Annotated in this window: 23 protein-coding genes and 1 pseudogene; 9 read left to right on the forward strand and 15 right to left on the reverse strand. The window is 59.5% G+C overall.

Translation table 11 applies throughout. The features are described from left to right. The first annotated feature begins 155 nt into the window (after positions 1-155). From LQ952_RS10925 to LQ952_RS10945, 6 genes and pseudogenes are all read left to right on the forward strand, one after another. Positions 156-1604, forward strand: coding sequence for a YeeE/YedE family protein (locus LQ952_RS10925; RefSeq protein ID WP_238622674.1), 1449 nt, complete (start codon positions 156-158; stop codon positions 1602-1604). A gap of 20 nt (positions 1605-1624) precedes the next feature. Continuing rightward, positions 1625-1894 (forward strand): sulfurtransferase TusA family protein, encoded by a 270-nt coding sequence (locus LQ952_RS10930; protein ID WP_238622675.1) that lies wholly within the window; start codon positions 1625-1627, stop codon positions 1892-1894. A gap of 83 nt (positions 1895-1977) precedes the next feature. Then, a pseudogene (locus tag LQ952_RS16055) lies at positions 1978-2241 on the forward strand (multiheme c-type cytochrome); the annotation flags it as partial. Positions 2242-2415: 174 nt separating this feature from the next. Next, complete coding sequence (locus tag LQ952_RS10935) at positions 2416-3129, forward strand: hypothetical protein (RefSeq protein WP_238622676.1); 714 nt, start codon at positions 2416-2418, stop codon at positions 3127-3129. After that, a complete protein-coding gene (locus tag LQ952_RS10940; RefSeq protein WP_238622677.1) occupies positions 3126-4046 on the forward strand; it encodes a hypothetical protein in 921 nt (306 codons plus the stop codon). The genes LQ952_RS10935 and LQ952_RS10940 overlap by 4 nt, the downstream gene beginning before the upstream one ends. Positions 4047-4075: 29 nt before the next feature. Next, on the forward strand, positions 4076-4918 hold the full coding sequence (locus LQ952_RS10945) for a rhodanese-like domain-containing protein (protein ID WP_238622678.1): 843 nt from the start codon (positions 4076-4078) through the stop codon (positions 4916-4918). 206 nt (positions 4919-5124) lie between these two features. Here LQ952_RS10945 and dsrE2 read toward each other — a convergent pair whose 3' ends face one another. The 5 genes from dsrE2 to LQ952_RS10970 form a co-directional block, all read right to left on the reverse strand. Beyond that, positions 5125-5592 carry a sulfur carrier protein DsrE2 gene (dsrE2, locus tag LQ952_RS10950; protein ID WP_238622679.1) on the reverse strand — a complete coding sequence of 156 codons (468 nt, stop codon included), beginning with the start codon at positions 5590-5592 and terminating at the stop codon, positions 5125-5127. A gap of 69 nt (positions 5593-5661) precedes the next feature. Next, positions 5662-7263, reverse strand: coding sequence for a GMC family oxidoreductase (locus tag LQ952_RS10955; RefSeq protein ID WP_238622680.1), 1602 nt, complete (start codon positions 7261-7263; stop codon positions 5662-5664). A gap of 9 nt (positions 7264-7272) precedes the next feature. Then, complete coding sequence (locus LQ952_RS10960) at positions 7273-8250, reverse strand: tripartite tricarboxylate transporter substrate binding protein (protein ID WP_238622681.1); 978 nt, start codon at positions 8248-8250, stop codon at positions 7273-7275. Positions 8251-8332: 82 nt separating this feature from the next. Further along, entirely contained in the window at positions 8333-8803 is a 471-nt protein-coding gene (locus LQ952_RS10965; protein WP_238622682.1) for a tripartite tricarboxylate transporter TctB family protein, read from the reverse strand. After that, positions 8800-10323, reverse strand: coding sequence for a tripartite tricarboxylate transporter permease (locus LQ952_RS10970; RefSeq protein WP_238622683.1), 1524 nt, complete (start codon positions 10321-10323; stop codon positions 8800-8802). The genes LQ952_RS10965 and LQ952_RS10970 overlap by 4 nt, the downstream gene beginning before the upstream one ends. Positions 10324-10616: 293 nt before the next feature. Here LQ952_RS10970 and xsc point away from each other — a divergent pair, with 293 nt between their 5' ends. From xsc to LQ952_RS10985, 3 genes are read left to right on the forward strand one after another with little or no spacing between them, the layout of a single operon-like run. Then, on the forward strand, positions 10617-12350 hold the full coding sequence (xsc, locus tag LQ952_RS10975) for a sulfoacetaldehyde acetyltransferase (protein WP_238622684.1): 1734 nt from the start codon (positions 10617-10619) through the stop codon (positions 12348-12350). Between the two features lie 5 nt (positions 12351-12355). Next, on the forward strand, positions 12356-13783 hold the full coding sequence (gene sauS / locus LQ952_RS10980; RefSeq protein WP_238622685.1) for an acylating sulfoacetaldehyde dehydrogenase: 1428 nt from the start codon (positions 12356-12358) through the stop codon (positions 13781-13783). A 5-nt stretch (positions 13784-13788) separates the two neighbouring features. Beyond that, a complete protein-coding gene (locus LQ952_RS10985; protein WP_238622686.1) occupies positions 13789-15351 on the forward strand; it encodes an AMP-binding protein in 1563 nt (520 codons plus the stop codon). On the opposite strand, the gene LQ952_RS10990 is transcribed toward LQ952_RS10985, so the two are convergent. The 10 genes from LQ952_RS10990 to LQ952_RS11030 all read right to left on the reverse strand — a co-directional run. Then, a complete protein-coding gene (locus tag LQ952_RS10990) occupies positions 15348-16250 on the reverse strand; it encodes a thiamine pyrophosphate-dependent enzyme (protein ID WP_238622687.1) in 903 nt (300 codons plus the stop codon). The two genes, LQ952_RS10985 and LQ952_RS10990, sit on opposite strands and share 4 nt — an antisense overlap. Continuing rightward, on the reverse strand, positions 16247-17467 hold the full coding sequence (gene porA / locus LQ952_RS10995) for a pyruvate ferredoxin oxidoreductase (protein ID WP_238622688.1): 1221 nt from the start codon (positions 17465-17467) through the stop codon (positions 16247-16249). Before porA ends, LQ952_RS10990 begins: the two co-directional genes overlap by 4 nt. Next, positions 17464-17799 carry a 4Fe-4S binding protein gene (locus tag LQ952_RS16060; RefSeq protein ID WP_430733770.1) on the reverse strand — a complete coding sequence of 112 codons (336 nt, stop codon included), beginning with the start codon at positions 17797-17799 and terminating at the stop codon, positions 17464-17466. The genes porA and LQ952_RS16060 overlap by 4 nt, the downstream gene beginning before the upstream one ends. Next, positions 17796-18350, reverse strand: coding sequence for a 2-oxoacid:acceptor oxidoreductase family protein (locus LQ952_RS11000; protein ID WP_238622689.1), 555 nt, complete (start codon positions 18348-18350; stop codon positions 17796-17798). Before LQ952_RS11000 ends, LQ952_RS16060 begins: the two co-directional genes overlap by 4 nt. Before the next feature lie 5 nt (positions 18351-18355). Beyond that, positions 18356-19714, reverse strand: a complete 1359-nt coding sequence (locus LQ952_RS11005; protein WP_238622690.1) for a phenylacetate--CoA ligase family protein — start codon at positions 19712-19714, stop codon at positions 18356-18358. Between the two features lie 22 nt (positions 19715-19736). Next, the gene (locus LQ952_RS11010; protein WP_238622691.1) at positions 19737-20525 is read right to left on the reverse strand and encodes an enoyl-CoA hydratase; all 789 of its coding nucleotides are present in this window, start codon (positions 20523-20525) and stop codon (positions 19737-19739) included. A gap of 49 nt (positions 20526-20574) precedes the next feature. Continuing rightward, a complete protein-coding gene (locus LQ952_RS11015; protein ID WP_238622692.1) occupies positions 20575-21354 on the reverse strand; it encodes a CoA-transferase subunit beta in 780 nt (259 codons plus the stop codon). A 3-nt stretch (positions 21355-21357) separates the two neighbouring features. Beyond that, positions 21358-22347, reverse strand: coding sequence for a CoA transferase subunit A (locus LQ952_RS11020; protein WP_238622693.1), 990 nt, complete (start codon positions 22345-22347; stop codon positions 21358-21360). Next, positions 22347-22799: a thioredoxin domain-containing protein gene (locus tag LQ952_RS11025; RefSeq protein WP_238622694.1), complete on the reverse strand. Its 453-nt coding sequence runs from the start codon at positions 22797-22799 to the stop codon at positions 22347-22349. The genes LQ952_RS11020 and LQ952_RS11025 overlap by 1 nt, the downstream gene beginning before the upstream one ends. A 34-nt stretch (positions 22800-22833) precedes the next feature. Continuing rightward, positions 22834-23646 (reverse strand): ABC transporter permease (locus LQ952_RS11030; protein ID WP_238622695.1); only part of this gene is annotated, 813 nt, incomplete at its 5' end.

Below are 23646 nucleotides of genomic sequence, written 5' to 3' on the forward strand. Positions count from 1 at the left end.
CTAACTATTACCTGGACGGACAGAGTCTTAAACTGACACTGGAACATCAGCAATTCGATTACGCAAATCCGGTTCCAAACAATCCTGCACTTCAGGATAGCCACCAAACCACGCTCGGATTCCAATTCATCTTCTGATTCAGGATCACCCATATCATGTCCGAAAGTCAGGAATCAGTCATTACTCTGACCCGATACGGCGTTCGCAGGAAAGGCTTCATGATTTCCGGCATCGCCTTAATGGTGCTGGTGCTGTCATCCCTGCTTTATCTGAGCATTGACACCCGCTTCATCTACCTGCTGATCTACGCATGGTTTGGCGTCATCTATGGCGTCCTGCTGCAATATGGCCGCTTTTGCATGGCATCCGCCGTGCGTGATCTTTTCGCCGTCGGGGTGCCACGCATGGCGGTGGGCGTCATGATCGCCATCATCCTTTATGCGATTGTTTCTGCATTCATCAAGCAGGCCGGATTCAATACCTTTCACCCCCACCCCATTGGGTGGCACGTACTGATCGGTGGACTGATATTTGGACTTGGCATGGTGTTCAGTGGTGGATGTGCGTCCAGTTCTCTCTATAAGACCGGTGAAGGGAATATGGCGGCACTGCTGGTGCTTTTTTCAATTTCCTTTTCACAGGCTTGGTTCGTGACTGCGGGCGGCCTTGCCGACAGACTGCTGCCTTCACAATGGCGACTGGCTGCCGCTGAACTGGAAATGCCGAAAGAATTGAGCGTCACGGAAGGCTGGTTCGATCAATTTACCGCCGGTTATTTATGGCAACTCAGCGGTACAACGGCCGCTGACTTCTTTCAGCTACCTTCATCACTATTGGGCTATCTTGCCGGAAATTCACTGCTGGTATCGGTATTGCCGGCCATGCTAATCCTTTCAGCTCTATATTTTTTCAACTATCGCCGAATCTATCTGAGAAATCACTTGGCCTCCACCAACCGCCACCCCAGTGATATCAAAGGTTTTTGGGCCATGATATCCCAGTCGAAAAATACTGCACTAGCGGGTTTCGGGCTGGGGGTATTTGCCGGCTTGCAGATGTTGATAACGGGTGAGCTGCGGGATCATTTCGACATTTTTAATTTTGGCGAACTTCTAGCTGACATGGGATATGATGCCGGGCTTTCAATTCAATATACCGTTTTTGACCCGGGCTATTGGTACATCACCACCCAGGAAGCTCAGTGGGGTGGGTGGGCCTTGGAAAAACTCGGCCTTGAGATGCGTGACAATATATTCTTTGGACTGGAAAACGGGCTTCCCAACCCGCTGCTGAATGCACCTGGAATGATGTCGATCGGCATCATCCTTGGTGCCGCCATGCTTGCCAATATACGCGGTGAATTCAAACTCAAGTGGCCTAGCACCGAAACTGCGCTCATGGCAATCATTGGGGGCGCACTGATGGGTATCGGCTCACGCATCGGCATGGGCTGCAACATTGGTGCATTTTTTGCCACCGTGACCAACGGTGACCCCAGTGGCTGGGTTTTCCTCATCGGCATGGTCGTTGGGGGGTATATCGCAGTCAAGCTGCTCAAGGCCTGGATTGACTGGCGCATTTCCCGCAGCGGGCTTGATTTTTGAATCGACTAAAGAGACAACCCATGGCAATCAAACTCAGAGACACCGTCATCTTCGAAAAGAAAAATGAGACGGACTACCTTCTGGATGTACGGGGGTATGGCTGCCCTCATGTCCAGGTATATGCGGAGAAGGCACTAAAAAAGATCAGCCACAACGATACCCTGACGATCATCTTCGACAACCCCTCCTCGGGTGAGTCCATTCGCTACATGTGCAGCGCCGGCGGTCATGACCTGACGGACCAGCGGGAAAACGAGGGCACCTTCACCTGGACGATCCGCAAATCCTGATGAGACGCTCAGCGCGGACAGGGTTCATCACGCTGGTAGCCTTGCTCCTGTCGGCAATACTGGCATTGTCGGCATGGCACCACATGAGAACGCCCGATACCGTACAGGTGTTTCTCAGCCAGCACTGGGAACACCCCATTGCCCCCCAAGGCAACCCACCCCGACACTTTTCCGGACTTGAGGCCTCCCTGCACCCACAGGCCTGTGGTCAGTGCCATGTTCAGCAATATGAAGACTGGAGCAACAGCCTTCACAGCCGCTCCATGACGGCGGGGGTACTCTGGCAGTTTCGCTTAATGGGACAAGTTGAAGCCAATCGCTGCATGGATTGCCATGCACCACTGGCTGAACAGCGAGCCTTGATGGCATTTGAACACGGCTGGGCTGGTGCCCCGACGACTCCGCCCCCGGACTACGTCCCTGATGATCTTGGCCATCAGGGCCTGTCCTGTGCCGGCTGCCATGTGCGCGGGCACCAGCGCTACGGCCCTCCTCCCAGGGAAGAAAGGCAAACGGGCGCCATGCCCCATGACGGAGTCACCCAATCCGCCGCCTTTCAGGACAGTCGCTTCTGTGCCACCTGTCATCAATTTCCGAATGACGGCCCCCGCACCGCCGGAAAGCTCAGGGAGGACACCTGGCGTCAGTGGCGCGCCAGTGAGTTTGCCCAACGGGGTGAACATTGCCAATCCTGCCACATGCCGGATCGCAAGCATCAATGGCACGGCGTGCATTCCGCCGAGTTGATTCGCCAAGCGCTGGCGGTAGATCTGCGCATAGACAACGGCGTGGTGACCGCGATCATGACCAACGTCGGCGCCGGACATTATCTGCCGACCTACATGGTGGCCAAAATCACTGCGGGTCTGAGGCTTGCCATGGCCGACGGCTCTATAGTGGATCTGGCTGAAGACATCATCGGCTGGCATGTGGATGTGACTTTGGAACATGAATACTTCGACACCCGGATTCCTCCTGGATCTTCACGTCAGCTGAGCGCCCCGTTGCCCTTGGTTCCAGCGGAAGGTGCACGCGTTGAACTACGTATACATGTAGCACCACGGGAACATTACGAACGGACTTATCTATCGGTTCTGCGTCAAGCAGAACACCTGGACCCCGAGACCCTGCGCCTGCTCAAACAGGCCTACCGTGAAGCCGTTAAAACGCACTTTGAAGCCTTCACTGTGAGCATTTCCGTTCCCCCGCTTCCGGCACAGGAGCAACGGCCATGACGCCATACACCGCCTTCCCCTGCCTGTTACTGTTCAGCGCACTGCTGCTGGCCGCCTGTGACGGCTCTTCTTCCGCAGGGGGGACGGGGCAGCCCACGGATCCACCGGAGGGGACGCCCCCAACACAGGAACTTACCTGCGGCGATGCAAGTGGTACCGTGCTCATCACCTGCCTCAGCGGCACCTACACCCCACGCAACGTCTACATCGGACCCGGGCCAGCATGGACACAACTGGTGATCGGTAGCGATGGCAGCCTGTTTTTTCAAGGCGAAGATGATCTTTCGGTAGCAGCCACGGATCTCCTGAAAATCGAAGACAACCGAAGTGAAGCAGGCTTTATAACGCTCACCATCGGCGATATAGCCGACTTGCGCAAAGTGCGTCTCCATATATGGACGGATGGTAAGCTGAGTGATGTGGAGTATGAAGATAGAAACGGCATAAAGCATGGTGTAACTGTCATCGATTTACCCCAGTGGAGACACAATCAGGCAGGCCAATTGAATTCCGGTATCAGCGGCACTATCGGCGGCATCCTTTATGCCGTTTACACAGACCCTGTCGCCGATGCAAACTCATCGGCAACCCATAGTAACCTTGACATCACCGCGACACTGCGAGCGGGCACGCCTGAAGAACAAAGCTGGCAATTGAGTATCGCTGCTCCAATTCAATCCCCAAGAAGCTATCACTGCAACAACCATGAAGATGTGCAGCTGACATTTCACCATGGTGCAGACCTATTGTCCGCAACGTCACCAGGGAGATGTATCGTCACGATTTCCCATATCGAATACCTGCCAGGAGGCGATATGGATTATATCGATGGCCATTTTGTTGCCGAGCTGCAAACCATTCCACCGTCTTCTCCCCAACGAATCAGCGACGGTTTGTTCCGCTTTGACGCCCACTGACATAAATCATGATCAAGGATACATGCGACATGAGCGACTCACTGCCACTAGTCATTGAACCCAAGGCCCTGGCTTCCAGGCTGGAGGAACGGAATCTGTTAATTATTGATTTGAGCAAACCCCAGATTTTCATGCAGGCTCACCTGCCCGGGGCAGTGGCTGTTGATTTCCGGCGACTGCAACGTACCGGCTCTCCGGTACCGGGTCTGATCCCGGGCCATCTGGAAATGGAGGCTCTGCTGAGCGAAATCGGATTGACACCCGATCGCCATGTGGTGGCCTACGATGACGAGGGGGGCGGTTGGGCGGGACGCTTTCTCTGGCTACTGGAAACCATTGGCCATCGCCATTACAGCTACCTCAACGGGGGTATCCACGCCTGGGTAGACGATGAACTTCCCATTAAATCTGGTTCCCCTTCGCGACGGCCACAGGCCACGGAATACCGTTTCGAGGAACTGGATTCCAGTACACATGTGGATCTGGAGTATCTGCTGGCCCACCACAAGGATCCGGACGTGGTCGTCTGGGATGCGAGATCATTTGAAGAATACGCCGGAATTCAGATAATCGCTCACAATGGAGGACACATTCCAGGGGCGGTGCACTTCGAGTGGACCAGCGCCCTGGATCAAGGCCGCAGCCTGAGAATCCGGGACCGAGGAACCTTACTCAAGGAGTTGGCAATACTGGGCATCACCCCGGATAAGGAAGTGATCACACACTGCCAGACCCATCACCGCTCGGGACTTACCTGGCTGGTAGGACGCCTGCTCGGCTTCCCCAGGATTCGCGCCTATCCAGGTTCCTGGGCCGAGTGGGGCAATACCCTGGATGCACCTTATCAGCAAGAGCAGGTGCGCATTGCATGACCAGTACATCGGCATTGCGCACACGCCGCCTAAGGAAACACTGAACAAGCCCCCTTCCATCACTACCCCCTTCCGTCACTACCCCCTCCATCACACCCCTTCCGTCACCTCCCGCCCCTTCCGTCACTCCCGCGAAGGCGGGAGCCCAGAATTTTCACTCTATGACTGCGTTCCCGCTTGCGCGGGAATGACCTATTCAGAAAACCCTAAACAAATAAACATATATCCGACTCGCCAGCAAATTCAAAGAAGGTTGCCGCTCCGCCGTATTCCACGCCATCAATGAAGTCCTTTGGCGGCATATCAAATAGATCCACCGTCATCTGACAGGCAATCATCTTCACTTCGGCCTCCAGGCAAAGACCCCTTAATTCTTCAATACCAACCACGCCTTTTGCCTTCATCTTCCTTTTCATCATCATCGTCATCATGCTTTGCATACCCGGTAAAGCCTGCATCAGAACCGGCATGGAAACGGGCATGGGCATGCCGGTATTGCCCAAAGAAGTCACTTGCAGGTCCAGCTTCTTCTTTAGTAACTGCAAGCCGTAAAAGGTAAAGAAAACTTGCACCTGATACCCCAGGGCCGCCGCCGTGGAGGCCAGGATGAACGGTGGATAAGCCCAGTCCAGAGAACCCTTGGTGGCAATGATGGCAAGTTTTTTTTCCGACATATGAGTCGCCTCAAAGATGGATGTCAAGTGGAAATATCGGCCTGTAAGGGCTGAGGGAAATGCGCGAGACTACTGGTCAGCCAAGATCATTTCCGCCGCCTTTTCCGCGATCATCACCGTTGGCGCATGAGTATTGCCTGACACCAATTTGGGCATAATTGAAGCGTCTACGACACGCAGGCCTGACATGCCCCGCACCCGCAGACGTGCATCAACCACCGCCCCCGGGTCCGAGCCCATCCGGCAGGTGCCTACTGGATGAAAGATGCTGGCACCATGATCACGGGCGAATTGCAACAGTTCATCATCTGCCCGCACGGTCGCCCCTGGACGATATTCGTCCATCAGCAACGGCCGGAGCGGGGGGGCGGCTGCCAGCATGCGGCCAAAACGTAATGCCCTTACTGCTACGGCGCGATCCGCTTCCGCAGACAGGTAGTTCGGCCGAATGCTCGGTGGAACCCTGGCATCGGCTGTCTTTATGTGCACGGACCCTGAAGATTCAGGGCGCAGCTGACACACCGAGAAGGTACAGCCAGACCAGGGATGAGGCTTATCACCCGCCGCATCGGCGGAAATCGTGCCGAAATGAAACTGAATATCCGGGCGGGTGGCCCCCGGCATAACCCGCGTAAAGAGTCCGCCCTGGTTGATCCCGATGGCAAGCGGCCCCTTGCGGGCCAACAGCCATTTCAGGCCGATTCGGGTTCGCCCGAACCAGGTGCGCAGATCGTCGTTGGTGGTGACGGGACGGCTCACCTCGAACATCATCCGCAACTGAAGATGATCCTGCAGATTCTCGCCAACCCCAGGCAGGTGGTGAAAAACCCGGATGCCGTGGGCTGCCAGATGAGCGGCATTACCCACCCCGGAGAGCTCCAATAGCTGCGGGCTCTGGATGGCACCGGCGCACAGCAAGACCTCCTTGGCGGCACAAACGTGATGCAGGTCTCCGCCTTGCTGGTATTCCACCCCGGTGATGTGGGTTCCGGAGATCGTCAGCCTGGTGACATGTGCCTTCTCCCGGATACGAAGATTGGGCCGGGAACGGGCGGGACGCAAATAGGCACTGGCGCTTGAGCAACGGATGCCACGGTGTGTCGTCAGCTGATAATAACCTACGCCTTCCTGACACTTACCGTTGAAGTCCCCATTGTAGGGCACCCCCATGAATTCCGATGCCTGGATAATGGCCTCCATCAACAGATGCGGATCTGCGATATCGGAAACCTTCAGAGGCCCTCGGCTGTTGTGATAGGCATCATCACCACGGGCATTTCCCTCCGCTTTCATAAAATAGGGCAAAACCTCTTTCCAGGACCATCCCGGATTACCGAGCTGCGCCCAGTGATCATAGTCCTCGGATTGCCCACGAATATAGATCAGGCCATTGATGGCGCTGGATCCCCCCAAACATCGTCCCCTCGGCCAATAGATGCGCCGGTTGCCCATCTCTGACTCGGGCTCTGTCAGAAACCTCCAGTTGAGCACCGGATGAAACATGGTTTTGCCGTAACCCATCGGAAGGTGGATCCAGGGAGACCGGTCCTTCGGACCGGCCTCCAGAAGGAGCACACTGTAGCGCCCATTCTCGCTCAGCCTGGCCGCCAGAACGGCACCAGCGGAGCCGGCACCCACCACAACAAAATCATGAGTGTCATGCGGGACCATGAGGTATGTTCACTGGCCAAGATCACGCAGCAGGTCCTCAATGACCCGGGTGCGTTCAGCAAACACCGCGGCGGTATCCTCCCTACCCAGCACCAGGGCCGGAGAACCGGTATCCTTCAGACGGCTGAGTACGGTGGGGTGGTTAAAGGCCGTCGGCAAGCGCTCCGCCAGGAAATCCAGTACAACCGGTGGTGTGCCTTTTACGGCAGCGATGCCTCGCAGGTTGGTGCTGGTATCATCGATATCCAGACCCAGCTCACGGAAAGTTGCCACCTCAGGCAGGAAATCCGCGTCCCGCTCACTGGCGGCAATGGCCAGTACGCGCAGTTGATCCTGATTACGCCAGACATCGGAAAGATTGTTGAATCCCGCCTGAACCTGTCCACCGATGACGAACTGCAGCGCCTGGACGCCGCCCTGCTCGGCCGGCAGGAAATTAAGCTTGATATCCGCCGCCCGTTCCAACTGTAGGACCGCGATATGGTGACCGGTGTGCAGCCCGGCCCCGGAAACCGTCACTCGTCCGGGATTGTCGCGGGCAAAGCGCACCAGATCGTCCACCGTGTTGAAGGGGCTGTTGCGCGAAACGAACAGCACTGCGGGATCAGAGCCCCAGTTGGCCAGGGGGATGATGTTATCGGCGTTGTAACGTACCGTTGCATCGGCGGTCCACTGAGCAATCTTGTGCGGCAGGTTGTAGGCGATCAGGTCATAGCCGTCCTTGCCGCCCCGCTCCACTGCCCAGTTCCACCCCACGCGTCCACCGGCGCCTGCCCGGTTTACGATCACCACCGGCTGACCCAGGGCTTCGGCTGCGGTCATCGTGGCGATGCGGGCCTGAAAATCGGTGGCCCCTCCCGGCCCATAGGCGACGGTCAGGCTGATGGGTTTTACCGGGTAATCCGCTGCAACGCTGGTACCCATGGCCAATCCAAGGCCCAGCCCAAGGGCGGCTTTCACAGTGCGGGAAAACAGTGTCTTGCTCATGCGAAAAATCTCCTGAATCCATCAATAGTGGCTAAATGGGAAAACACCGGACATCCGATTGACCGGCCCTCCGGTGATTCGACTAGAACAACCAGCCCCTGGGCGTCTGCACCGCCAGAAACCGGTGAAACAAGAGGTACACCGCCAGCATGAAGACGGCGGCAATGAGCAATCGGGTGATCACTGCCCCAGGTCCCAGCGGGCGCGGTCCATAGATCAGCGAGATGGCGGCAAAGGTCAGCCAACTGGAAAGAAAGAAGCCCGCCGTCTCCAGTGCGGCCAGATAAGCGGCGATGACCAGCACCCCGGGGAGCAAACGCCCGGCCCGGCGGCGACCCTGACCAGGGAGTGCGGCGACTCTCGCCGGTGGTGACGGTGGCATGACCCAGCCCTGCAAGGTGGTCACCAACGCAAATATCACCATTGCCGCGGCGATCACCAAAGGGAAGATGAACACCTGGATCTGGCCCGCCGCCAAACCCAGGGCCAGCAGCATGACCGCCACTGCGGTGGCACCCAGGCCAATCACGAGTTGCCGGTGTCGAGCACTCATGATGTCTCCCGAACAGGCAGGCGATCGGAATGAGCGGATTGGACTATGCGTCCCGGCATCAGCAGGCCGTAGGCCAGAGACGCCAGGCACAGCCCCATCAGCACCAGACAGAGGGTTCCTGACGTGAAATACTGAAGGGTGCCGTCGCCAGCGGCAGCGATGGTGCGCCCCATCTGGAAATTGCCTTCGGCAATGGGGCCAAGGATCACCCCCAGGGCCATGGGTGCCGGCGGGAAACCGGCCTTGGCACCCACGTAAGCCAATACGCCCAGCCACCCCATGATGATGACGTCCCCCACGTTATGCTGGATGCTGAAGGTCCCGATCACCGACAGCACGAGAATCCCCGCGGCCAGCAACTCATTGGGTACTCGGGTCACAAGGCAACCACTCCTGGCAAGCAGCAGCCCCAGGAAGAAAATCACCACCTGTCCCAGCAACAGCGCGCCCAGGAAGGCCCAGATCACATCCCCGCTGGTGGTGAAGATGTGCGGCCCCGGGAAAATACCGTGTATCAACAGCGCCCCGAGCAGGACCGCGCACGTGGGGCTCCCCGGCAGGCCCAGGCTCAGTAGGGGTATCAAGGATGGCCCCACCATTGCGCTGTTGGCCGATTCCGACCCGATCACACCGCGCGGGTCCCCCTGGCCGAATGCATGGTTATTACGGCTGAATTTGCGGGTCTGGTCATACGCCAGGATGCTCGCCACCTGGGCACCGGCACCGGGGATGATACCGACGATCACTCCCACCACGGTCCCGGTCGCCAGGGCGATGCGTTCACGCAGGGTGCGCCAGACCACGCTTGCCAGCGCACTGGGAGTCCGCCGCCGCGGACCTTGCTGATAGCGGGATTCATCCGAAGCCAGCAGGGCGAGCACCTGAGGGATGGCGAACAGACCGATCAGAGCCACAACGATATGTATGCCGCCCTCCAGAAAATCGGCGAATACGAAGCGATGCGTGCCCGTGGTCGTGCTGATACCGATCATCGATATCCAGATGCCGAAGGCACCCGCAAACAATCCCTTGACCACGGATCCGGTGCCCATCGAGGCCAATACGGTAATGCCCAGTACCGCGACCCAGAACATCTCCGCCGGACCAAATGCCAATGCCAGGGGCGCCGCCACGGGGGCGAGAAAGATCAATACCAGCATGCCCGCCATGCCACCCACCAACGTGCTCGTGAATGCCACTTGCAGGGCCTCCTGGGCCTTACCCGCCCGGGCCATGGGATAGCCATCAAACGTCGTGGCCACATTGGCGGGCGCGCCTGGCACATTGATCAAAATGGCGCTGATCGCCCCCCCGGCGATGCTGGCGGCATACACGGAACCCAGCAGGATCAGGCTGGTATCGGCAGGGAGATGGAAGGTGAAGGGCACCAGCAATGCAACCGAGAGTGTCGGACTGATCCCGGGCATGGCCCCCAGCAGCAATCCTCCCCCGATACCGGCCACCAGCGTCAGCAAGTGAATCGGCTGCAGGCCGCTGAGCAGCAAGGTCATCAACTCCATGGGGCCTCGCCGGTCATGGCCGTCCCCTTCACGCAAAGGGTCTCGACTCCCTCTCGACTGTCAGTCCTGCAGTTCATCGTACCCACCGTGGCTCCCGTCAACATGACTTTGTTGCGCCACAGTAGGACCTGCATCAAGACGGGTAAACGAAGAAATTCTTTTATGCTTTTCAAGAAGATGGAGATTTGAAACCATTCCCGGATTGAAGAAAAGGTTTGCAGGATTCGTTGGTTCTCCCAGTGGAGGGGGCGACCTAGAATCGGCTGTTCAAATCCATATCCCGGAGCCCCGACATGGCTGTCCACGAAGCAAAACAGCGCATGACCCCCTCAGAGGCCTTCGTCGAGACCCTGGTGGCTCACGGCGTATCCGATGTCTTTGGTATCGTCGGCTCGGCCTACATGGACGCCCATGACCTGTTTCCGTTGGCCGGGATCCGTTTCATCTCCACGGCCCATGAGCAGAATGCGGCACATATGGCGGATGGTTACGCCCGTGCCACCGGTCGTCACGGTGTCTGCATCGCCCAGAACGGCCCCGGCGTCACCAACTTCGTCACCGCCATCGCCGCCGCCTACTGGGCCCATTCCCCGGTGGTGGCCATTACCCCCGAATCCGGAAGCGCCAGCGCCGGCCTTGGCGGCTTCCAGGAAACCGACCAGATGCCGATCTTCTCCAAGATCACCCGCTGGCAGACCCACGTAAACAGTCCGGCCAGAATCGCCGAACTCACTGCCCGTGCATTCCACTACGCATTGCAGGAACGGGGACCTGTTCAGGTCAACATCCCCCGTGATTATTTCTATGGAGAGATCGAAACCGAGATCCCCGCCCCGTTTCGCGTCAGGCTCGGTCCCGGCAATCACCAGGACATCCGTGAAGCAGCCCGCCTGCTTGCCGATGCCGCATTTCCGGTCATCATTGCCGGCGGCGGCGTGATCATGGCAGATGGCGTGTCGGAGCTGGCGGAACTGGCCGAGACACTGTCGGCCCCCGTGGTGAATTCCTACCTGCACAACGACAGTTTTCCCGCCAGCCACCCACTGGCGGTAGGCCCGCTGGGATACCAAGGCTCAAAAGCCGCCATGCGCCTCATCTCGCAAGCCGATGTGGTGCTTGCCATGGGGAGCCGTCTTGGTCCCTTCGGAACCCTGCCTCAGTACGGTCTGGACTATTGGCCCGAACAGGCCAGGATCATTCAAGTTGATGCCGACCCCCGTGTCCTGGGACTTGTCAAGAAAATTGCGCTGGGCATTCATGGCGATGCCCGTGATGCCGCAGAGGCACTGACAGCGGCGATACGAGAACTTCGCGGACCCATGCCCCCTGATGCGGACCGTCTTGCGCGGATCTCCACCGAGAAGCAGATCTGGGAAAAAGAGCTCGCGGGCTTCGCGGGCACTAATGCCCATGGACGCGTGGACCCGCGGAGGGCATTGGCGGAACTGGCGCGGGCACGCCCGGAAAACGCCATGGTGGCTACGGATATCGGCAATGTCTGCTCGGTGGCAAACAGCTACCTATCCTTCGAAAAGCCCGCTTCCTTCTTCGCGGCCATGAGCTTTGGTAACTGCGGCTACGCCTTCCCAACCGCCATCGGCGCCAAGGTGGGTCGCCCTGATCGACCTTCCATCGCCTATGTTGGCGATGGGGCTTGGGGAATGAGTCTGGCGGAGGTAATGACCTGCGTCAGAGAAAACATCCCGGTGGTCGCCGTGGTCTTCGACAACGGTCAATGGGGTGCAGAAAAACGCAACCAGATTGACTATTTCGATCGCCGCTTCCTGGGCACCGAACTGGAAAACCCGGACTTTGCCGTGGTTGCTCAGGCCATGGGCGCACAAGGGATCAGTGTGAGTCACGAAGACCAGATTGGCGACGCCCTGCGCACCGCCATCAGAAGTGAACGCCCCACAGTCATCAATCTGCGCCTCACCCAGGCCCTTGGAGCACCCTTCCGGCGCGATGCTTTCAGACCGCCCCGTCGCCTGCTGCGCAAATACGCCGCCCATGGCGCTAAGGAGTGACATCAATGGTTGATGCCGATATTCGGGATCATGATAGTCAAGCTGCAAAGACTGTTTCCCAGTTGATCAAAAATGCCCGGGCGGTTCAGTCCTTTTTCAGCATTGCTGATCAGGCCACCGTGGATGCGGCTGTGGCGGGGGCCGCCTGGGCCATTCTGGAGCCTTCACGCAACCGGCGCTTGGCCGAACAGGCAGTGCTGGATACTGAACTGGGAAACGTGGATGACAAGATTCGCAAGAATTACCGAAAAACCTTGGGATTGTTACAGGATCTCAGGGATGTCAAAACCGTCGGCGTCATCCATCATGACGAAAAAACCGGTTTGACAGAAATCGCCCGTCCAGTGGGAGTCGTGGCGGCGCTGACACCTTCCACCAATCCCGCGGCAACCCCCGCCAACAATGTCATCAATGCACTCAAGGGACGCAATGCAATCATCCTTGCTCCTTCACCCAAAGGGGCGGCCACCTGCAACATGCTACTGGAATTCATCCACCGGGAGTTACGCAAGGTCGGACTGCCCACCGACCTGGTGCAGCAGCTACCTTTGCCGGGTTCCAAAACACTGGCCGCGGAACTCATGCGTCAGGCAGACCTGGTGGTGGCAACGGGATCCCGGGCCAACGTACAGGCGGCCTATAAAAGCGGTAAACCGGCACTGGGTGTGGGGGCCGGCAATGTGGCCGCCATCGTACTGCCTGCAGCAAACCCGGTCGTTGCGGCAGAACGGATCGCCTACTCGAAGACCTTTGATCACGCCACCAGCTGTTCCTCCGAAAACAGTGTCATCGCCATCGAGCCCACGGCAGACGTCCTATTGGCGGCGCTGGTGGACGCAGGCGGTGTCGTCATTACCGCAGAGGAAAAAGCCCGTCTGCAGGCAATCCTGTTTCAGGAAAGCGGACTCAATACCGCGTGTATCGGCAAGGGTGCGGTACATATTGCCACCTTGGCCGGGCTGGATGAAGCGCGTTTTCGCAGTGCGCGCTTTCTGATCGTGGAAGAAACCGGTGCAGGACCTGCCCACCCCTTCTCCGGTGAAAAACTATCGCCAGTGCTGACCTTCTACCGAGTCGGTCATTTCGATGCCGCCCTCGATCTGGTGACGCGCATTTACAACTATCAGGGCAAAGGCCATTCCGTCGGACTGCATGGCGCCGACGAACAGGAAGCTCTGCGGGCGGCGACGTTTCTGCCGGTCTGCCGCGTGATCCTGGATCAGATCCATTGCGTGGCAACCGGTGGTGCTTCCAACAATGGTTTGCCGTTCTCGTTGTCCATGGGGTGTGGCACCTGGGGTGGCAACGGCTTTTCCGACAATCTGAACTACCGCCATTTCCTGAACATCACTCGGGTTGTCCGCCCCATAGCTCCGGTGGAAACCAGCCCCTCAGCCCTGCTGGGCGACTACTGGCAGAGATACGGCAGGTGAGCATGATGCCCTTTGACAATCTGCGTGGCCTTCTTGAAGCCCGCGCCCGGAGGCATCCGGATCATGAATACGCCCATTTCCCGGACACCGGCGACACTCTGACCCTGGGCCGGCTGCTGGGTAATGCCCTCCGACTGGCGCGTTTCCTTGCCGAGCGTGGGGTGGTACGAGGAGAGCGGGTTGCCTACCTGCTGCCTAATGGCCTGCAAAGCGTGCAATTGTTTATCGGCATCCAGGCCGCCGGTGCCATTGCCGTGCCCCTGAGCCTGCTGGCGCAGCCCCGGCAGTTGGCCTTCATCTTCGAACACGCCAGAGTGCGTGTCGTGTTTGCCGGGCTTGAACAGGTCGAGACCCTCAATGCAGCCCGAGAACTGGCACACCGCCCCCCCAGCCTGATTCCCCTTGATCCGGACAGCCCGGCGCAATGGGAACGGCAGGAAGAGACAGGACACACCCGCGAGGCCTGGCCCTGGCCCACACCACACTCGGAAGACGATAGCCTGCTGATGTACACCTCTGGCACCACTGGCCATCCCAAGGGCGTTCGCCTGACCCATGGCAATCTGATTGCCGGTGCCAGGTACGTCAGCGAGGCCCACGAACTGGGGGCGGACGACAGGGTCTTGGCCATCTTGCCCCTCTACCACATCAATGCACAGGTGGTCACGGTTCTCGCCCCGCTCTGGCATGGCGGTAGCCTAGTCATGCCGAGACGATTCAGCGCCAGTGCTTTCTGGAAACAGGCCGCGGAGGGGGCATGCACATGGCTGAACGTCGTACCGACCATCGTGGCTTACCTACTGGCTGGTAGCGATGACGAGCACCATATCTCGCCCGGCGAAAAACAGCCAACCAGCCTGCGCTTTTGCCGTTCCGCCTCCGCCCCACTGCCCCCGGATCATCAGCGGGCTTTCGAATACCGATTCGGAATCGGCATCATTGAAACCCTGGGCCTGACCGAAACCGCAGCCCCCTGCCTCACGAATCCGCTGGATCCGCCACTGCGCCGGATCGGCAGTCCCGGCAAACCCTTCGGAAACGAAGCACGCATCGCAGCCCCCGACACAGACATCCCGCTGACGGACGGAGCGATCGGAGAGATCCAGATTCGCGGCGCGAACGTCACTCCCGGGTACCACAACGCACCTCTTGAAACCTGGAAGGCATTCACCAGGGATGGATGGCTGCGTACCGGTGATCTGGGCTATCGTGACAAGGATGGCTATTACCATGTCACCGGGCGAATCAAGGAATTGATCATCAAGGGTGGCGAGAATATCTCCCCACGGGAGATCGACGAAGCCCTATTGCGCCATCCAGCCGTGCTGGAAGCTGCCGCCGTCGGCGTTCCCGACCCGAACTACGGACAGGAAATCGAGGCCGCTGTCGTACTCTGTGCCGGTACACAATGCACGGAAGCGCATTTGATCAACTTTTGCCGAGATCAACTGGGCGGTTTCAAAACCCCTGCCCGCATCCACCAGGTCACGGCCTTGCCCAAAGGCCCTTCGGGCAAGGTGCAACGCCTCAAACTGCTTGCGTATCCGGAGGTCATGTCCCGGTTCTAATCGGTTGCGCCCGTTGCCCGAACCCACCGCCGCAATTCCCGCCAGCGCTCATCACGGGCTGTTTCGGCAGCCGATATTTCCTCGGGCGTCACGGAAGCAAAACGTCGCTGCAGGCGTAGATAATCCTCCAGGGGCGCAAAACGGTTGATCGTGCGACTGATGGTCAACGCCTTTCCATCCCACTCCAGTAACGGCCACAGGCCGGTATCCACGACCCCTTTACCCAGTTGAATGGCGGTATCGGAACCACACCCCCAGCCGGTAGGGCAAGGGGCAAAGACATGCAGAAACGACGGACCATCCACCTGGGATGCCCGCTGGATCTTCTTCAGCAAATCGCTAGGATAACCCACGCTACCGGTGGCTGCGTAAGGGATGCCATGGGCCATGGCGATACGCAGCAGATCCTTCTTGGGATCGCTCAGGGAGGGTCGAAAGCCCCCCGGAGACGTGGTGGTACGCGCCCCCCAGGGTGTGGCGCCACTCTTTTGTATGCCGGTATTCATATAGGCCTCGTTGTCGTAGCAGATATAAAGAATCCGCTCGCGACGATCAAAGGCCCCCGACAAAGCCTGCAAACCGATGTCAGCGGTGGCTCCGTCCCCGGCAAAGCCCACCACATGCACGTCCTCAAGTCCCTTGGCTCGCACCGCTGCCGCGATGCCGGAGAGCACCGCCGCCGTGGCAGCGAACGGGGCAATCATCGCATTGACGCCGATGGCCATCTGTGGATAGACGAAACTTACCGCCGACATGCAACCTGCCGGAATGACCACATAGCAGCGCTCGCCCAATACCTTGAGCACCCAGCGCAGGACCAGGCTGCCGCCACAGCCACCGCACGCCTTGTGACCTACAAACGGTTCAGTCCGGGACAGTGTCTTCACAGAGATGCTCATGGGGACATCTCCATACCCATAAACTGGAGAGTCCGACGGGGCTCCCCGCAGGCCAAGGCGGTCAGGTCCTGAAAGAGGCCGCACACATCTTCGATGCGGATGTCCTGTCCCCCAAGTCCCGCCACCAGGTTGATCGCCGGAGGCAAGGGGTGGTGCTGGCCCTGCTCGTAGAGGGCGGCCTTGATCTCCAGGCTGACCGTGCCCTGATGACCGAAAGAAATGTCCTTTTCCAGGATCCCGATGGCTGCCACCGTCGCGGTACGGCCCACACCGAACAGGGTCTTGCGAATCTCGGCGGAGGGAAACGGCCTCAGGTAACGAAGTCTCAGCATGCCCGCCGGCACACCCCTTCGACGCATTTCATCGACTGCGGCCCGGACTGTGCCGGACACACTGCCCAGGGTGATGATGACGAACTGTGCATCCTCCAACCGATAAGACTGCGTCAGTCCACCGCTGTACCGCCCGAACTGCTGAGCAAAGCGGCGGGCGATGACGTTCACCTGTGCCAGGGCCCGAGACATGTCCCGATGCTGGCTGTACTTGAAGGCCGGATAGTCGCCAGGTCCGGCAGTGATCGCCAAACTGGTGGGCTGGGTCAGGCTGAAGGTGCCGGGATACCCCTCGGGAAGATCCCCGGACGGCAAAAAGGCATCCACATCGGTCTGCTCCGGCAGGTCCACCGGCTCATAAGTATGGGTAAGCACGAATCCATCCAGGTTCACCAGTACCGGAGTGCGGATCGCCGGATCTTCCGCCAGTGCATAGGCCTGTATCACCATATCCAGGGATTCCTGAACGGACTCCGCATAGGCCTGGATCCAGCCACAGGAGATCAGCCCCAGGGCATCACTCTGGTCGCCATAGATATTCCAGGGCAATGCCAGGGCCCGATTGGCGTTCATCATCACCAATGGCCACCGCCCGCCGGCGCTGTAATAGAGGCACTCCGCCATGTACAACAGCCCCTGGGAAGAGGTGGCGGTAAAGGTGCGCACCCCCATGGCAGCACTACCCATCACCAGGGACAAAGCGGAATGTTCGGATTCCACGTGAACGAACTGGGCATCCAGTTCCCCAGCCTCCACCATTTGCGCCAGGCGCTCAACCACCACGGTCTGGGGCGTGATCGGATAGGCCGCCACCACCCGGGGGCGACACAGGCGCACGGCCTGGGCCACGGCCTCGTTGCCGGAAAGAAAATGTCGCTCACTCATCGGGGATCTTCAGACCTACTGTGTTCGTCAACCATGATGATGGCCTTTTGGGGGCATTCCCGGGCACAAATCCCGCATCCCTTGCACCACCGCTCAAGAACGCGGGGAATTTCGCCTCTGGGACAGGCAATGGCAGCATCCGGACAGTACAGATCACATAAACCGCAGCCATTGCAATGGGCCAGAATCCGCGGCCACAAAGTACGCCAGCCGGCATTGTCCAAGGGCAGGTTTGCCCCGGGGGCCTGGGGCGCGGCTGGCCAGTCATCCACAGGCCTATTTGCCCGTCGGGTCAAAGGCAGTTTGCCCCCAGGAAAATCGGGGGCACTCATGAGGCCACCACCAGGGAGGAAGCACCGGTACTGTGTTCAACAGCCCGCAGGAATGCATCGGCATTGCTGGATGCACGCCCCCCATGACCGAAATCCGCCTCAATGGCGGCCTGAACGGCGGGCACCGGCAACAGGCCGGTGAGACCGATGAGAAAACCCAGCAACACCGTGTTGGTGTGCTCTGTCCCCAAGAGTTCCCTAGCCATTTCCCGGGCCGGAACCCGGACCACACGGCCCAGCGGCGGAGGGACGCCCGTAGAGTCATCCATGATCACCAAGGTCTCGGGGCGCAGAAAATTCAGGGATACCTGCCCCACCAGCGAGGCATCCAGAATGATGGCCGCATCCGCCTGCATGACCGTGCCACGGTCATGGATGGGGTCGTCACTGATGCGCACGAAACCCCATACCGGCGCCCCGCGTCGCTCGGGGCCGAAGGAGGGAAAAGCCAGCGCATGCCGACCGGCAAAGCGCACGGCCGCAAGACCCAGCAACCGCGCCGCGGTGAAGGCCCCCTGCCCGCCCCGCCCCAACCAGACACTTTCATGCATCGTTCTCATTCCTTGCGCAGATCCAGAACCCGCTTTGCCTTGTGGGTGGTGCGAGGCAGACTTCCCGGCTCAAGCAATCTCACCTCCCGGGGACGCACACCCAGGCGAGTCTTGATGTCTTCCACCACCCGTCTGCGCAAGGCTTCCGGATCTCCAGTCTTATCAGCGCGCTCCAATTCGATATCGAAACGGCTCAGGTGGTCCTCTTTGTAGACGACGATACGGTATTCCCCCGACACTCCCGGAATGGCCCGGATCACACATTCCACATCACAGGGGAAAACATTCACCCCATTGATGATGATCATGTCATCCCGACGACCGATGACCTTGATGCGGGCATGGGTCCTGCCACAGGCGCAGGGTGAGCGGTCGGCAGTCACGATATCCCCAGTGCGGAAGCGAATCATGGGTCGGGCGCGCTTGGTCAGGGTGGTCAGCACCATTTCCCCCGGCGTACCGTCCTCCACGGGCTCACCGGTGTCCGGGTCCAGCACCTCCAGCAACAGATCATCTTCCACCAGATGCAAACCATCCCTGGCCTCGCACATCCCTGCACAGGCTCCGTAGATATCCGAAATCCCATAAAAATCAAACAGCTTCGCCCCCCAAATCGCCTCGATGGCCTCCCGGGTGGCAGGAATCGATCCTCCCGGTTCTCCGGCCACGATGATGCGGCGGATTGAGAGATCCCTGGCCGGATCGATCCCCTGAGCACGGGCGGTCTCGCCCAGGTGCCAAGCATAGGAGGGTGTGGTCCAAGTCATGGTGGGCTGGAATTCGCGCATGATGTACAGCAAGCGAACCGAAGGGACAGCACCCGCCCAGAAGCACAAGGCCCCAAGGCGCTGGGCCCCGATCACATCCGGCCCACCCACGAACAGCGTGAAGTTCAGCGCATGCACATAGCGGTCATCGGGACGCATGCCGGCGGCCCAGAACAGCCGCGCCTGAATATCCTGGAAGGTATCGAAATCCTGGGCGGTAAAGGGGCTCAAGGTCGGCGTGCCGGTACTGCCCGAGGACGCCGACACAAATACCACCTCCCGCTCAGGCACCGCCAGCATATCGCCGAGCAAGGGGGTAGCCATCTGTCGATCACGTTCCACCCGCTTGTCCACAAAGGGATATGCCTGGATATCGGACAACGCACGAAACCGTCTTGGATGCACACCGGCATCATCGAAGGCCTTTCGGTAATATGGTGAACGCTGATAGGCCCAAGCCAGGTGTGTCTTCAACCGCTCCAACTGGACCGCCTCCAGACGGGAACGCGGCAAGGTCTCGATATCCTCTTGCCAATAGCGGCCGCGATTTTTCCCAAGCCCGGTGAATTCAACCGAATAAGGTGATGCGATACTCATCCTGCTGTCCTCAAAAAATCATTCAGCGCCAGATTGGGGCGCGTTTTTCCAAAAAGGCGCTGATGCCTTCCTGGGCATCCGGCTGACGCAGATTGCCCGTCATCACCCGCGCTGCCAGGGCATAAGCTTCCCGTTCTGGGAGATCCAGTTGCTCGTAGAAGGCGGCCTTGCCGATCCGGATGCTGGAGGCCGACTTGCCGGCGATGCTGCGCGCCAGCCGCAATACCGTGTCCGCCAGCGCTTCATCGTCCACCACCTGACTCACCAGGCCTTTGCGCCAAGCGGTATCGGCATCGATCGGGGCACCGGTCAGCAGCATGTGCAGGGCATGCTTGGGCTGTACTGCGCGAGACAGGGGCACCATCGGGGTGGAGCAAAACAGGCCGATGTTGACCCCGGGCGCGGCAAATTGCGCCGATCGCCCCGCCACGGCGAGATCACAGCTGGCTACCAGCTGACACCCCGCCGCCGAAGCCATGCCGTGAACCTGCGCGATCACGGGCATGGGCAGGGATTTGAGCGTCAACATCATCTCGCTGCAGCGATTGAAAAGAGTCTCGTGAAGGGACTGAGTTCCTGCCTGGATCTCCTTCAGATCGTGCCCTGCGCTAAAGGCCGGGCCGACGCCCGCCAACACCACCACCTTTACCGTGTCATCCACGGCCAAGTCGTTGAGCTGCTGGTGTAATTGCTCAATCAGATCCAGTGACAGGCTGTTCCGGGACCGGGGCCGGTTCAAGGTCAAGTACACCACGCCCTCGCCCTCTTGGTGCATCAAAAGGGAGGGAGTGGCCTGAGTCACTGCTGTCATGCGTGATTCCTCATAATGGGTCATATCCTGCATCCGGGATTGTCATGATTTAGGCACGTCGCCTGAGCATCCCGGTGGAATCCACCCTACGAAGCACTTCCAGCTCATGGGGGGTTGGCGGCTGCGTCACCTGCACGTCGGGAGAAACCTGCAGATCCCAGCCGGTTTCCTGCCGGATGATTTCAGGATCGGAAAATTCAAAAAACTCGCTCAGCAGCAGTTCGCGGCTCTCCGGATGGGGGCGGAGGATGCCCAGACTGGTCACCACGGCGGTGGGCCCCTGCCCAGGAAAGCCGTAACCCTCACGAGCGTCTCCCCCGGAGAGATATCCTGGCGAGGAGATGTAGTCGACCCGGTCCACGAAACGCTTGCGCTCATGCTGAAGCATGACGACAAAACGCCCGGCGCCACAGGCGATGTCATTGGCGCCGCCACTGCCGGAGAGGCGAACCTGCGGAGGGTGGCTGCGAGGACGACCGCCCCAGATACCAGTGGTATTCACATTGCCGAACCGATCCACTTGAGCGGCCCCGATGACCCCCACATCACAGCGACCCGAAGCTACGAAACACCCCAGGGCATCAAGGGCCCCACTGAAGCAGGTGGCATTCACCGCCAATCGGTTACATTCGATGCCCCAAGGCAGTCCACCCACCGGAGTGGCACCGAACACACCGCCTTCGGTAATGGACTGTAGTCCCGGCGCATGACAGTGCTGGGCAAAAAAACCCGCCAACATGGACAAGCCGACACCGAATATCGCCAATTCACCGGCCTTGAGTTCACGACCAGTGGCAATGGCCATCATTTCCTGTGGTGTGTAGTCCATGGGTCAGTCCGCCTGGGTCAGTTCGGTGATCTGCCGATCGGAAAGGAACCACTGCCGGTAGGGGTCCAGCAGAAATGCGGTCTCCGTTCTTCGCAGTGCTTCACTGCGGGCACTGCCGATCAGCGCCATGAAATCGGCATGACTGTCCCAACCGAAAACAAAGGTTCCCAGGAAATTACGGGTGTCGGCGTCATTGCCCAGGGCCTGATTCATGGCCCGCATCTGCGCCTCGTCTACGTCATGAACGCCGGGCGAGGACTGGGGCCAGGCCGATAACGGCCAGCACACCACCGCATCGGTCAGGGCCGAGGGGATGCGAACCAGATTGGGAAACTGGCGCATGCAAGCGGTATCCACAATGTGATCCGCTATCAGCACCACGCGTTTAGCCGCCCGGGCCAACTCCCATCGACTCCATTCACTGCCGATCATGATGCCGTTGCCCTGGGGATCAGCCAGGGTCACGTGAATGGCCGCCAGATCCGGTGCCAACGGCCGCAAGGCACCGACACGCCCCCCTTCCTGGAAAGGATCGCCGATCAGGGGAATTTTCTCGTTTCCATCCAACGCCGCCGCGTCCTGCCCATTCCAGTACTGCAGGTCGGAACCGATGTTGACCCGCGTGGGCATGAACGGCAGACCCAGGGCGGCAGCCAGATAGCGAAGCGGCATGGTCAGGTTGGAATAATCTTCCAGGCGCACCTGGCCGGACTCCACCTTGCGGCGCAGACCTTGAGCAAAACCGAACACTTCCAGCCCGGTGAATCCCGTTTCAATGCTTTTCACCGCCCCGGCGGCCACCAGCAGGTTCATCTGCTGCGAGGCGCAATGGGAGACCAGATGGATATCTCCGATCCCCTGACGAATCATCTCGGAGCCAAACACCAGGGCATCGGCCCCGATGGGCAGGGCCGCACCGCTGGCATACTGCATGCCGTTGAAGGCGAAGCGCCTCACCGCGGCGCGCAGCGACACCAGTTTGGAAACGGACATTAACGCCGCCTCCCTTCCAGCCAGACGGCAAAGGGGGCTTCTTCATAGGCGGCGTCCAGCACGTAGCGGGCCGCCAATGCCAACCCTTCCGATGACTGCCCGCTGCCCTGGCGCACCAGGATCGGCTCCTGTTCCGTATTGAAGAACACCAGTGCCGGACTGCCGTGAATCTGCATCCGTGTCAGAAAATCCCCCACGGCAACCGAATCCCCGCCCGGCAGGGTCAGGCGATCCTGGGTATCAATGTTCACGGTCACCAGGGTCAGGCTGTCATCCAGGATAGCCTTGAAGGGCGACTGAGAAAGCGCACCGTGCTCAAACATGGCGCAGGCATGACAGGTATCCTGCTTCACGTAGATCACCCAGGGCTTGGATGAACCGGCCCATGCCCCAGGCAGCGACATGAGCACCAGATAAATCACTGCAATCCAGCAGATAAACGAACGTTTCATTACAGATTCCTTGAATGGATTCAACGACGCAGGATCACTTGTTCCAGAACAGCACCCGGTGCCTGATCCACTCCAGGCCGGCCATGGAAACCGCGGCGACGAAGCCCGTGTAGAGGATGCCGGCCACCATCTGGGGGTAGTTGGCATAGTCCGCGTGGATATGGACAAAGCGTCCAAGCCCTTCGGCGGCGCCGAACAACTCCGCCACCGTCAGCAGAATGAAACTGAAGACAAGCCCGACCCCCATGCCGGCGAATATCTGCGGTAGGCTGGCCGGAAAGGCGACGCGATAGAGGTACTCCAGGCGCGCCAGCTCCAGCGTGCGGGCGCTGTCCCGCCACAGCCCCGGCACGGAACCGGCCCCCAGGGCCGTGTTGTGGAAGATCGGCCAGAAGGCGCCGATGAACACCACGAACACCGCGGAAAGATGAAACGTAGGCAGCACGGCGATGGCATAGGGGATGTACACCGTCGGCGGCACCGGCGCCGCCGCCCGGGCAAAAGGCAGGAAGGCCCGCTGAAGACCGACATAGGTTCCCACCACCAGACCCGCGGGCACGGCCAGGGCAATGGCCAGGAAGTACCCGGGCAACAGGATCTTCGCCGAGGACAGGGAGCTCACCCACAGCTCCGGCAGGGAAGCCCACAAGGCCCAGGCCACCACGTTCGGTGCCGGCAGCAAAGGATTGGCCGATGCATCCTGGCCCAGCGTGGCCAGATACCAAAGGGCCAGCAGGGAAAACCACACCAGCAGACTTTCCCAGCCCCGCAGGCGCGGCAGGCGCCCGGCGCGGCGTCCCAGCCCCGCCAGGGACGGCAACAAAGCAGACATCTGGGAGGAAATCAT

Origin of the sequence: Ectothiorhodospira lacustris, from assembly GCF_022227785.1 — a bacterium.
In the GTDB taxonomy this organism is placed as follows: Bacteria; Pseudomonadota; Gammaproteobacteria; order Ectothiorhodospirales; family Ectothiorhodospiraceae; genus Ectothiorhodospira; species Ectothiorhodospira lacustris.

What these genes read in the sequence shown, in the direction of transcription:
- LQ952_RS10925 (WP_238622674.1), top strand. Translation starts at nt 156, where the DNA reads ATGTCCGAAAGTCAGGAATCAGTCATTACTCTGACCCGATACGGCGTT.
- LQ952_RS11015 (WP_238622692.1), bottom strand. Translation starts at nt 21,354, where the DNA reads ATGGACTACACACCACAGGAAATGATGGCCATTGCCACTGGTCGTGAA.
- LQ952_RS10985 (WP_238622686.1), top strand. Translation starts at nt 13,789, where the DNA reads ATGCCCTTTGACAATCTGCGTGGCCTTCTTGAAGCCCGCGCCCGGAGG.
- dsrE2 (WP_238622679.1), bottom strand. Translation starts at nt 5,592, where the DNA reads ATGTCGGAAAAAAAACTTGCCATCATTGCCACCAAGGGTTCTCTGGAC.
- LQ952_RS10955 (WP_238622680.1), bottom strand. Translation starts at nt 7,263, where the DNA reads ATGGTCCCGCATGACACTCATGATTTTGTTGTGGTGGGTGCCGGCTCC.
- LQ952_RS11000 (WP_238622689.1), bottom strand. Translation starts at nt 18,350, where the DNA reads ATGCATGAAAGTGTCTGGTTGGGGCGGGGCGGGCAGGGGGCCTTCACC.
- LQ952_RS11020 (WP_238622693.1), bottom strand. Translation starts at nt 22,347, where the DNA reads ATGTCCGTTTCCAAACTGGTGTCGCTGCGCGCCGCGGTGAGGCGCTTC.
- LQ952_RS11025 (WP_238622694.1), bottom strand. Translation starts at nt 22,799, where the DNA reads ATGAAACGTTCGTTTATCTGCTGGATTGCAGTGATTTATCTGGTGCTC.
- LQ952_RS10970 (WP_238622683.1), bottom strand. Translation starts at nt 10,323, where the DNA reads ATGGAGTTGATGACCTTGCTGCTCAGCGGCCTGCAGCCGATTCACTTG.
- LQ952_RS11005 (WP_238622690.1), bottom strand. Translation starts at nt 19,714, where the DNA reads ATGAGTATCGCATCACCTTATTCGGTTGAATTCACCGGGCTTGGGAAA.
- LQ952_RS10930 (WP_238622675.1), top strand. Translation starts at nt 1,625, where the DNA reads ATGGCAATCAAACTCAGAGACACCGTCATCTTCGAAAAGAAAAATGAG.
- LQ952_RS10990 (WP_238622687.1), bottom strand. Translation starts at nt 16,250, where the DNA reads ATGAGCATCTCTGTGAAGACACTGTCCCGGACTGAACCGTTTGTAGGT.
- LQ952_RS10945 (WP_238622678.1), top strand. Translation starts at nt 4,076, where the DNA reads ATGAGCGACTCACTGCCACTAGTCATTGAACCCAAGGCCCTGGCTTCC.
- xsc (WP_238622684.1), top strand. Translation starts at nt 10,617, where the DNA reads ATGGCTGTCCACGAAGCAAAACAGCGCATGACCCCCTCAGAGGCCTTC.
- LQ952_RS10935 (WP_238622676.1), top strand. Translation starts at nt 2,416, where the DNA reads ATGCCCCATGACGGAGTCACCCAATCCGCCGCCTTTCAGGACAGTCGC.
- porA (WP_238622688.1), bottom strand. Translation starts at nt 17,467, where the DNA reads ATGAGTGAGCGACATTTTCTTTCCGGCAACGAGGCCGTGGCCCAGGCC.
- LQ952_RS11010 (WP_238622691.1), bottom strand. Translation starts at nt 20,525, where the DNA reads ATGACAGCAGTGACTCAGGCCACTCCCTCCCTTTTGATGCACCAAGAG.
- LQ952_RS10940 (WP_238622677.1), top strand. Translation starts at nt 3,126, where the DNA reads ATGACGCCATACACCGCCTTCCCCTGCCTGTTACTGTTCAGCGCACTG.
- LQ952_RS10965 (WP_238622682.1), bottom strand. Translation starts at nt 8,803, where the DNA reads ATGAGTGCTCGACACCGGCAACTCGTGATTGGCCTGGGTGCCACCGCA.
- sauS (WP_238622685.1), top strand. Translation starts at nt 12,356, where the DNA reads ATGGTTGATGCCGATATTCGGGATCATGATAGTCAAGCTGCAAAGACT.
- LQ952_RS10960 (WP_238622681.1), bottom strand. Translation starts at nt 8,250, where the DNA reads ATGAGCAAGACACTGTTTTCCCGCACTGTGAAAGCCGCCCTTGGGCTG.
- LQ952_RS16060 (WP_430733770.1), bottom strand. Translation starts at nt 17,799, where the DNA reads ATGAGTGCCCCCGATTTTCCTGGGGGCAAACTGCCTTTGACCCGACGG.